The 7,958-nt window shown below is 43.2% G+C and carries 12 protein-coding genes; 9 read left to right on the top strand and 3 right to left on the bottom strand.

Annotated features, from left to right (window positions below; genetic code table 11):
• Together FEFB_RS01485 and lexA are read right to left on the bottom strand one after the other, a co-directional pair.
• Nucleotides 1-274 (bottom strand): transposase (locus FEFB_RS01485; RefSeq protein ID WP_047974481.1); only part of this gene is annotated, 274 nt, incomplete at its 3' end.
• A 69-nt stretch (nt 275-343) separates the two neighbouring features.
• Nucleotides 344-979: a transcriptional repressor LexA gene (lexA, locus tag FEFB_RS01480; protein WP_047974480.1), complete on the bottom strand. Its 636-nt coding sequence runs from the start codon at nt 977-979 to the stop codon at nt 344-346.
• A 254-nt stretch (nt 980-1,233) separates the two neighbouring features.
• Between lexA and FEFB_RS01475 the strand changes: the two genes are divergently transcribed.
• A complete protein-coding gene (locus FEFB_RS01475) occupies nt 1,234-1,455 on the top strand; it encodes a YneF family protein (protein WP_047974479.1) in 222 nt (73 codons plus the stop codon).
• 10 nt (nt 1,456-1,465) lie between these two features.
• Here FEFB_RS01475 and FEFB_RS01470 read toward each other — a convergent pair whose 3' ends face one another.
• Complete coding sequence (locus FEFB_RS01470; protein WP_047974478.1) at nt 1,466-2,101, bottom strand: 1-acyl-sn-glycerol-3-phosphate acyltransferase; 636 nt, start codon at nt 2,099-2,101, stop codon at nt 1,466-1,468.
• 69 nt (nt 2,102-2,170) lie between these two features.
• On the opposite strand from FEFB_RS01470, the gene FEFB_RS01465 reads away from it, so the two are divergent.
• From FEFB_RS01465 to frr, 8 genes are all read left to right on the top strand, one after another.
• A complete protein-coding gene (locus tag FEFB_RS01465; RefSeq protein WP_047974477.1) occupies nt 2,171-2,935 on the top strand; it encodes a tRNA1(Val) (adenine(37)-N6)-methyltransferase in 765 nt (254 codons plus the stop codon).
• A gap of 40 nt (nt 2,936-2,975) precedes the next feature.
• A complete protein-coding gene (locus tag FEFB_RS01460) occupies nt 2,976-3,272 on the top strand; it encodes a GIY-YIG nuclease family protein (RefSeq protein ID WP_047974491.1) in 297 nt (98 codons plus the stop codon).
• Nucleotides 3,273-3,344: 72 nt separating this feature from the next.
• Entirely contained in the window at nt 3,345-3,542 is a 198-nt protein-coding gene (locus tag FEFB_RS01455) for a hypothetical protein (RefSeq protein WP_047974476.1), read from the top strand.
• Between the two features lie 56 nt (nt 3,543-3,598).
• A complete protein-coding gene (locus FEFB_RS01450) occupies nt 3,599-4,426 on the top strand; it encodes an SPFH domain-containing protein (RefSeq protein WP_047974490.1) in 828 nt (275 codons plus the stop codon).
• Nucleotides 4,427-4,648: 222 nt separating this feature from the next.
• Nucleotides 4,649-5,422 (top strand): 30S ribosomal protein S2, encoded by a 774-nt coding sequence (gene rpsB / locus FEFB_RS01445; RefSeq protein WP_047974475.1) that lies wholly within the window; start codon nt 4,649-4,651, stop codon nt 5,420-5,422.
• A 118-nt stretch (nt 5,423-5,540) separates the two neighbouring features.
• Nucleotides 5,541-6,425 carry a translation elongation factor Ts gene (tsf, locus tag FEFB_RS01440; RefSeq protein ID WP_047974474.1) on the top strand — a complete coding sequence of 295 codons (885 nt, stop codon included), beginning with the start codon at nt 5,541-5,543 and terminating at the stop codon, nt 6,423-6,425.
• Between the two features lie 97 nt (nt 6,426-6,522).
• Nucleotides 6,523-7,248 (top strand): UMP kinase, encoded by a 726-nt coding sequence (gene pyrH / locus FEFB_RS01435; protein ID WP_047974473.1) that lies wholly within the window; start codon nt 6,523-6,525, stop codon nt 7,246-7,248.
• Complete coding sequence (gene frr, locus FEFB_RS01430) at nt 7,248-7,793, top strand: ribosome recycling factor (RefSeq protein WP_047974472.1); 546 nt, start codon at nt 7,248-7,250, stop codon at nt 7,791-7,793. Before pyrH ends, frr begins: the two co-directional genes overlap by 1 nt.
• Nucleotides 7,794-7,958 lie beyond the last annotated feature (165 nt).

The following is a 7,958-nucleotide window of genomic DNA, read 5'->3' as shown; positions in this document are numbered from 1 at the left end:
TGGAAGAAATATTGGTATAACCAAATTTACGAGCCACCTGAACATAAGACGCATCCTGCTTGATGGCCCAAAGTGTCAATCGTAACCGAAATTCGGGTGTTACTTGTGGCGGCTCGTAAATGATCTTTGATCCGTGAACCTCGTAAGCAGCGATGAGCATTAATAGTTCATAAGTTTGTAAACCATATTCATGCGCAACCTGGTTAGCTGATAAGCCATATTTGATGGTCTTTTTAACAGCTTGTAATTTATATTCTTTAGAAAATTTAGTCATAAGAAAAACCCTGAAAGTTATACAACTTTCAGGGTACAGGTCAAGTAGGGCCCTTAGGCAAGTTTGTTTTTAATAAATTGCGTCGCGGTAAAGGGAAACAACTTTTCCCAAAATAAAAACAGATTCCAAGATAATGGGAGCCATTGTATCGTTTTCTGGCTGAAGGCGGTAGTGACCACCTTCTTGGAAGAAGCGCTTAACCGTGGCTTCGTTGTCCTCATTCATGGCAACGACGATATCGCCATTGTCGGCATTTTGTTGACGACGGACAATTACTTTGTCGCCATCCAAAATACCGATGTTAATCATGGATTCACCACGAACATTCAGCATAAAGAGGTCACCATCATAGGGAATCAAATTTTCTGGAATGGGGAAGAACTCGGTTGCTTCTTGTTCGACGGCCAGAATTGGTTGACCAGCTGTGACCAATCCTAGGACTGGAATCTTACCGGAAGTGGCCGAAATCCCAAGGATTTCAAAACCGGCTGGTGTCACTTCAATAGCGCGTGCCTTAGTTCCTTCTCCCTTCTTCTCGAGGTAGCCGTTTTTAATCAAACGGGCAATGTGACCGTGGATGGTTGAAGAGGAAGATAGGCCGACTGCTTCACCAATTTCACGAATGGTGGGTGGGAAACCATTTTTACTTTGATAGTCGTGAATAAATCTCAAGACTTGAATTTGTTTTGAATCAGAACTTGCCATATGTACTTTCCTACCTGTATTTGCTACGTTTATCTTAGCGAATTTTAACCTGAAAAGCAAACAAATGTTCGCGAGAAAACCTTAAGAAATATTAAATTTTATTACAAAATGGGGATTAAATTTAAAATAGTGGATAAAGAAACTTTTTATTCGAGTTATCGACCTGTTTTCCACTGTTTTTGCAAAAAGATACTGTCTTGCTTGCCTTTATGCTATAATACCTTATAGATTTTCGTAGTTAAAGGAGACCAATAATGGTTGTATTAGTTGGAATTTTGGCTTTGGTCGTTGGTTTGGTTGGGGGATTCTTCTTGGCCCGCTTTACGATGAAGTCATACTTGGCAAAGAACCCACCCATTTCAGAAGAAATGATGAAGTCCATGATGATGTCAATGGGCCAGAAGCCATCACAAAAGAAGTTGAATCAGATGATGGCTCAAATGAAGGCACAAAATGCCAAAGCACAAAAAAAATAAGCCAAACGGCTTATTTTTTTTGTGCTTTTGGATCAATGTATACCCAGTTGGGATTGATTTCTTTGTCCAAGGCATCAAAAGATTCTTGAATCTTCTGATTGTATTCGGCAATTTTTTCGTCCGTCAAGCGGGCTTTAGGGTCAATCACAATTGGTTCACCAAAATTAATTGTGGTATTATTGCGTTTAAATAGGTGTGAAAACTTCACGGGACCTTGATAAACTGCTGGAACAATCGGTTTCTTTGAAAGTTTGGCAATCAGGATTGATCCTGATTTTAACTTTTGAGAATGCCGGGATCCAGTTGGAAACATGATGAGTGATCGATCGCCATTCTTTAACTCGTTAACGGGATATTTGATGGTATCGGTACCGACATTGCGCCGATCAACTGGAAAGGCCCCCAAAGTGGTAATCAAGGCGCGCAAAGCAGGATTTTTGAAAAGCTCCTTCTTAGCCATAAAGATGAAGCGCTTTGGATAGGCCGCCATAGCATACCAAACGGGATCCCACCAAGAACGGTGTGGCCCAACTAAAACGTAGTTTTCATTTTTTGGCAGGCGCTCTTTGTGGAGATAGGTAACGCGACCATTAATAATGGCCACAAAGGTCACTGTAAAGACCCGGATAAAGCGATAGAATAACATCTGCTTGTCCCTTTCTAATTGACTTAACAGAATAATTTTACTTAGTTTATGGAGATATTGCAACAAACCATGGAAGCAGAAGAATTACGAGCAGGTGAGCGCCTTGACGGCTTGCCATCACAACAGATTCAAATTATCCAAAATCCAGATATGTTTTCTTACTCGTTAGACGCCGTGCTCTTGGCATACTTTGCTAAGCCCAAGCAAAAGGGGCGAGGACTATCGGTCGACTTAGGTGCCGGTACTGGAGCAATTGGTCTTTTTTATGCCGCCAAAGTCACAGGGCAAGTAAAGTTAGTCGAGCTGCAGCAAGATTTAGCAGAGATGGTACAGCGTTCGGTTGTTTTAAATCATTTGGAAGACCGCGTGAGTGTGATTCAGTCCGATATGCAAGAAATTTATGACGATATTAAGCCTGGATCGGTGGATACGGTTTTGTCGAACCCACCTTATTTTTCCGTGAATGAAAAGACCAAGCAAAACCTTGATGAACATTATCAATTGGCCCGGCATGAAATTGCCATCGATTTGCCCCGTTTAGCGCAAGTTGCCAATAAGCTGTTAAAGAATAACGGTAAATTTTATTTGGTTCATCGACCAGACCGGTTGGAGGATATTATGTCTGCCCTTTCTGCCCGGAAATTAGCGGTCAAACGGATTCAGTTTGTGTACGGCAAGGCCGACCGTGAGGCCAACATGGTCTTGGTAGAAGCGATTAAGGCGGGTAAGCCGGGTGGCGTTCGGATTTTGCCACCAATTATTGCCTATACAGCTGATGACCAGTATACGCCCCAGGTACAAGAAATTTTGTATGGGCAACCTTGGCAGCCGTAAGTCAATTACAGGTGGTTGCGCGAGGAGGGAGATGGGAATCATGACGGATGCTCATGACAAAACTTATGATTTTTATGTGCTCTATACGGCCGACGGTTATTTTTATGGTGGTTTTTCCGATGATGCCCACCGTCGTTTTTTAGTCCATCAAGCGGGGAAGGGGGCCAAGTTTACTCGGGTGAAGTCCAGACATCCATTACAGCTGATTTACCAAGAAACGTTTGATAATAAGCACGCTGCCCTTTCGGCTGAGGCTAAGTTTAAGCGCCTGAGCCGGCCGCAAAAAGAGGCTTTTTTAATGGAACGAAAAGTGGATTCTACAATTTGGCAAAAATAGGTAGAGGAACTTTATGAGACCCTTAATCCATGATAGAATGGGATAAATCATTTGAATTGAAGGTGGCAAATAATGATTACTACTTTTGAATTAAACAATATTATTGGGCGCCAGGTGTCTTTTAAAGACTGCGACCCAAGAGAGAAGTTAGTGAAGGTTATTGGCAATTTTTATCACTATGATTTAGCTTCAGGGACTAATGTGGTCCCTGAAGAAACCTATGTGATTAAGCGTGCCGAGGGGAACGTCTTAATCCTCCAGAAAAAGTAAGGACGGTATTTATGTCGATTTTGGTGATCGTCATCATTGTTGTAATCGTTTTGGCCCTGGTTTCCTTTAAGATTGTGCCGCAAAATAGTGTTGGCCTTTTGGAAACATTGGGTAAGTATTCTTCGACAAGGCAGACAGGTTTGAATTTCCGTTTGCCTTTGGTTCAAAAAATCAGGACGGTTTCCTTGGCCTTGCAGCCATTGAAGTTGGCTGGTTATTCAGTTATTACCAAGGATAACGCTGATATTGGGGCAACGGTGACGTTAAACTTCCATATCACAGACCCTGTGAAATATTCATATGAAAACACGAATTCGATTGAATCGATGCAACAATTGGTTCGAGGCCACTTGCGCGACATCATTGGTCGGATGGAATTGAACGAGGCCCTGGGGTCAACAAGTCAAATCAATAAGGATTTGGCCGAGGCAATCGGTGATTTAACGAATACCTATGGTATTAACGTTGATCGGATTAATATTGATGAATTGAAGCCCAGTGCAGCTATCCAGTCTTCAATGGATACGCAGCTGAAGGCAGATCGAGAACGAGTGGCAGCTATTTCGCAAGCGGAAGGTGAGGCCAAGTCCATCGAATTGCGCGCAAAGGCTAATAACGAGGCTTTGATTGCCACTGCTAAGGCCAACGCCGAGGCGACGCGAACAAAGGCGGATGCCGAAAGTTACCGAATTGATAAAGTTCAGGCCGCTTTGAAGAACGCGGACCAAAACTATTTCAATAACCAGTCCATTAATGCTTTCGAGGCTTTGGCTAAGTCAGATGCGAACTTGATTGTCACGAATGGTGCTGATTTGGACCAAACTGGGCAAAGTGCTGTTTTGGCCAAAACTTTGGGTCAAGAATTAGCTAAAGAACAAGATTAAGAATATTTGCCAGCCGGTTGTGGTTGGCTTTTTCTTTGGACTGATTTTCACTAGTTAAAAATCAGAAAAATCCTTGCTTTTCGGTCAAAACCTTAGTAAACTAGTATCTGTTATGAATACAACAAAAATACACACGGTAAACGAGAACGTGCAGGTGCAAGTGATTGATCATTTGTCAGCACGAACCAAGAATTTACCGGAGGTTAAACCTAGGAGGCCACTATGGCAGTTATTACAATGAAGGAACTCCTCGAAGCAGGGGTTCACTTTGGACACCAAACTCGTCGTTGGAACCCAAAGATGGCACCATACATCTTTACGGAACGTAACGGCATTCATATCATCGACTTGCAAAAGACTGTTAAGTTGATTGACGAAGCTTACAACTTTATTCGTAACGCTTCAGCTGATGGCGCTAACATCTTGTTTGTTGGTACTAAGAAGCAAGCATCTGATGCAATCGCTGAAGAAGCAACACGTGCTGGTCAATTCTACATCAACCACCGTTGGTTGGGTGGAACTTTGACTAACTGGAACACAATCAAGACACGTGTTCAACGTTTGAAAGACTTGAAGGCAATGGCCGAAGATGGTACTTTCGAACAACTTCCTAAGAAGGAAGTTGTCTTGTTGAACAAGCAACGTGAAAAGTTGGAAAAGTTCTTGGGTGGAATCGAAGACATGCAAGACTTGCCAGATGTTTTGTTTGTTGTTGATCCTAAGAAGGAAGAAATCGCCGTTAAGGAAGCCAACATGCTCAACATTCCTGTTGTTGCTATGATTGACACAAACGCCGATCCTGACGATGTTGATGTTAAGATTCCTGCAAACGATGATGCTATCCGTGCCATCCGTTTGATCACTGCTAAGATGGCTGATGCCGTTATCGAAGGCCGCCAAGGTCAAGACAACGCTGCTGAAGATGCTTTCATCGAAGGTGACGAAAACACGGAATCAATCGAAGAAATCACAACAATCGTTGAAAAAGACAACTAAGTTGAAATTAGTTTATTGATTTGCCGTTCCGGTGGACCTGCTTGGGACGCTGAACGGCTTTTTCTATGCTATACTAGAGACTGTTAAAAGATAATAAAGAAGCTAAAGGAGCATTTGCATGGCTGTTACTGCAAAGTTAGTGAAGGAATTACGTGATAAGACATCTGTTGGAATGATGGATGCCAAGAAGGCTTTGGTTGAAGCTGAAGGCGACATCGAAAAGGCAATCGACTTGTTGCGTGAAAAGGGAATGGCAAAGGCCGCTAAGAAGGGTGACCGTGTTGCTGCTGAAGGTATGACTTACGTGATGACTGAAGGCAACAAGGCTGCCATCATCGAATTGAACTCAGAAACTGATTTCGTTGCTGGTAACAAGGAATTTAATGACTTGTTAGTTGCTGTTACTAAGACAATCTTGGAAAAGCAACCTGCAGACGTTGAAGCTGCTTTGGCTTTGCCAGTTGCTGGTGAAGAAGACCGAACTGTTAACGACAAGATCATCAACGTTTCTCAGATTACTGGTGAAAAGATTACTTTGCGTCGTTTTGCTACTGCTGAAAAGACTGACGGTGAAGTCTTCGGTGCTTACTCACACATGGGTGGTTCAATCTCTGCTTTGACCGTTTTGACTGGTTCAAACGAAGAAGCAGCCCGTGACGTGGCCATGCACATCGCCGCTATTGCTCCACAGTACGTTTCTGATGACCAAGTTCCTGCAGATGTTGTTGCTAAGGAAAAGGAAGTTCAATTGGCTTCTGAAGACTTGAATGGCAAGCCTGACAACATTAAGGAAAAGATGGTTGAAGGACGGATTAAGAAGTTCTTGGCTGACATCACTTTGTTGGACCAAGACTTTGTTAAGAATGGTGACCAAAAGGTTGCTGATTTCGTTAAGCAAAATGACATGACGGTTAAGTCATTCGTTCGCTACCAAGTTGGTGAAGGTATCGAAAAGCAAACAACAAACTTGGCTGAAGAAGTTGCTAAGCAAATCAACAACTAAGTTCTTCCAAAAAGTATCCCAAGATTTGGGTGCTTTTTTTTTGGAATTGATGACTACATTTTTGCTATAATAGATAGCGATAAGAAAGAGGAAAACCATGACGGATACAAAGTATAAAAGAGTTTTAATGAAGCTGTCAGGCGAAGCCTTGGCTGGTGCTAAGGGTCAGGGGATTGACCTGGAGACAGTCGCCCAAATTGCCAAAGAAATCAAGGCAGTCCATGATATGGGCACTCAAATTGCCATCGTTGTTGGTGGCGGTAACCTATGGCGTGGTGAACCCGCTGCCCGTGTTGGGATGGAGCGGTCACGCGCCGATTATACCGGAATGCTTGGAACGACTATGAACGCTTTGGTCCTCCAAGATGCCTTGGAACGTGCCGGTGTTGATACTCGCGTTCAAACGGCGATTACGATGCAACAGATTGCAGAACCTTACATCCGTGGCCGCGCCATTCGTCACCTTGAAAAGGGTCGGATTGTAATCTTTGCTGCAGGAACTGGTTCACCATACTTCTCAACGGACACAACGGCTGCTTTACGGGCAAACGAAATTAATGCCGATGCAATTTTGATGGCAAAGAACGGTGTTGATGGTGTCTATGATTCAGATCCAAATACAAATCCAGATGCCCAGAAGTTTACAACTTTGACGCACTTGGATATCATTCAAAAGGGCTTGAAGGTTATGGATTCAACCGCTTCATCCCTCTCAATGGAAAACAACATGCCACTTGTTGTCTTTAACTTGAACCAACCTGGTAACATCGAACGGGTTATCAAGGGTGAGGCAATTGGAACCACAGTGACTGGAGAAAAATAATGGCTTTTGATTTTACAAGTACAAAAGAACGGATGCAGGGCGCTCAAGAAGCTTTGCGTCGTGAATTAGCAGAAATTCGGACGGGCCGGGCAAATCCCCGTATTTTGGACCGAGTAAAAGTAGAATATTATGGTGCGATGGTACCATTGAACCAAGTGGCTTCAATTTCAGTGCCAGAAGCACGCTTACTTTTGATCACACCATTTGACAAGAACGCCTTGGAAGCAATCGTGACAGCGATTAACATTTCTGATTTGGGCTTGAACCCAGCTTCTGACGGTAATATTGTCCGTTTGGCCATTCCACAAATGACGGAAGAACGTCGTAAGGAATTGGCTAAGGACGTCAAGGCCGAAGCAGAAAAGGCGAAGGTTGCCGTTCGTAACGTTCGTCGCGATGCCATGGATGCCATCAAGAAGGACAAGGACATGACCGAAGATCAAGTTCACGATGCCGAAGACCAAGCTCAAAAGTTGACCGACGAAAACACCAAGGCAATTGATGAAATTGCGGCGGAAAAAGAAAAAGAATTGTTGAAGATCTAAGGACTTTGGATCGATGGTGATTGCTACAAAGGCTCCCAAGTCATTTGGCTCGTGGGCTTTTTCTGTTTTTAACGAGTTTTTTCTTGACCTTTTTCAGAAAAATCGGCATAATATGGATAGATTAGTTTAAGGCTTTGACCCGGTTTGGCACCCGGTGAGCTGAGA

This window comes from Fructobacillus sp. EFB-N1, assembly GCF_001038455.1.
GTDB lineage: Bacteria > Bacillota > Bacilli > Lactobacillales > Lactobacillaceae > Fructobacillus > Fructobacillus cardui.
This window is presented reverse-complemented; position numbering and strand designations above follow the sequence as displayed.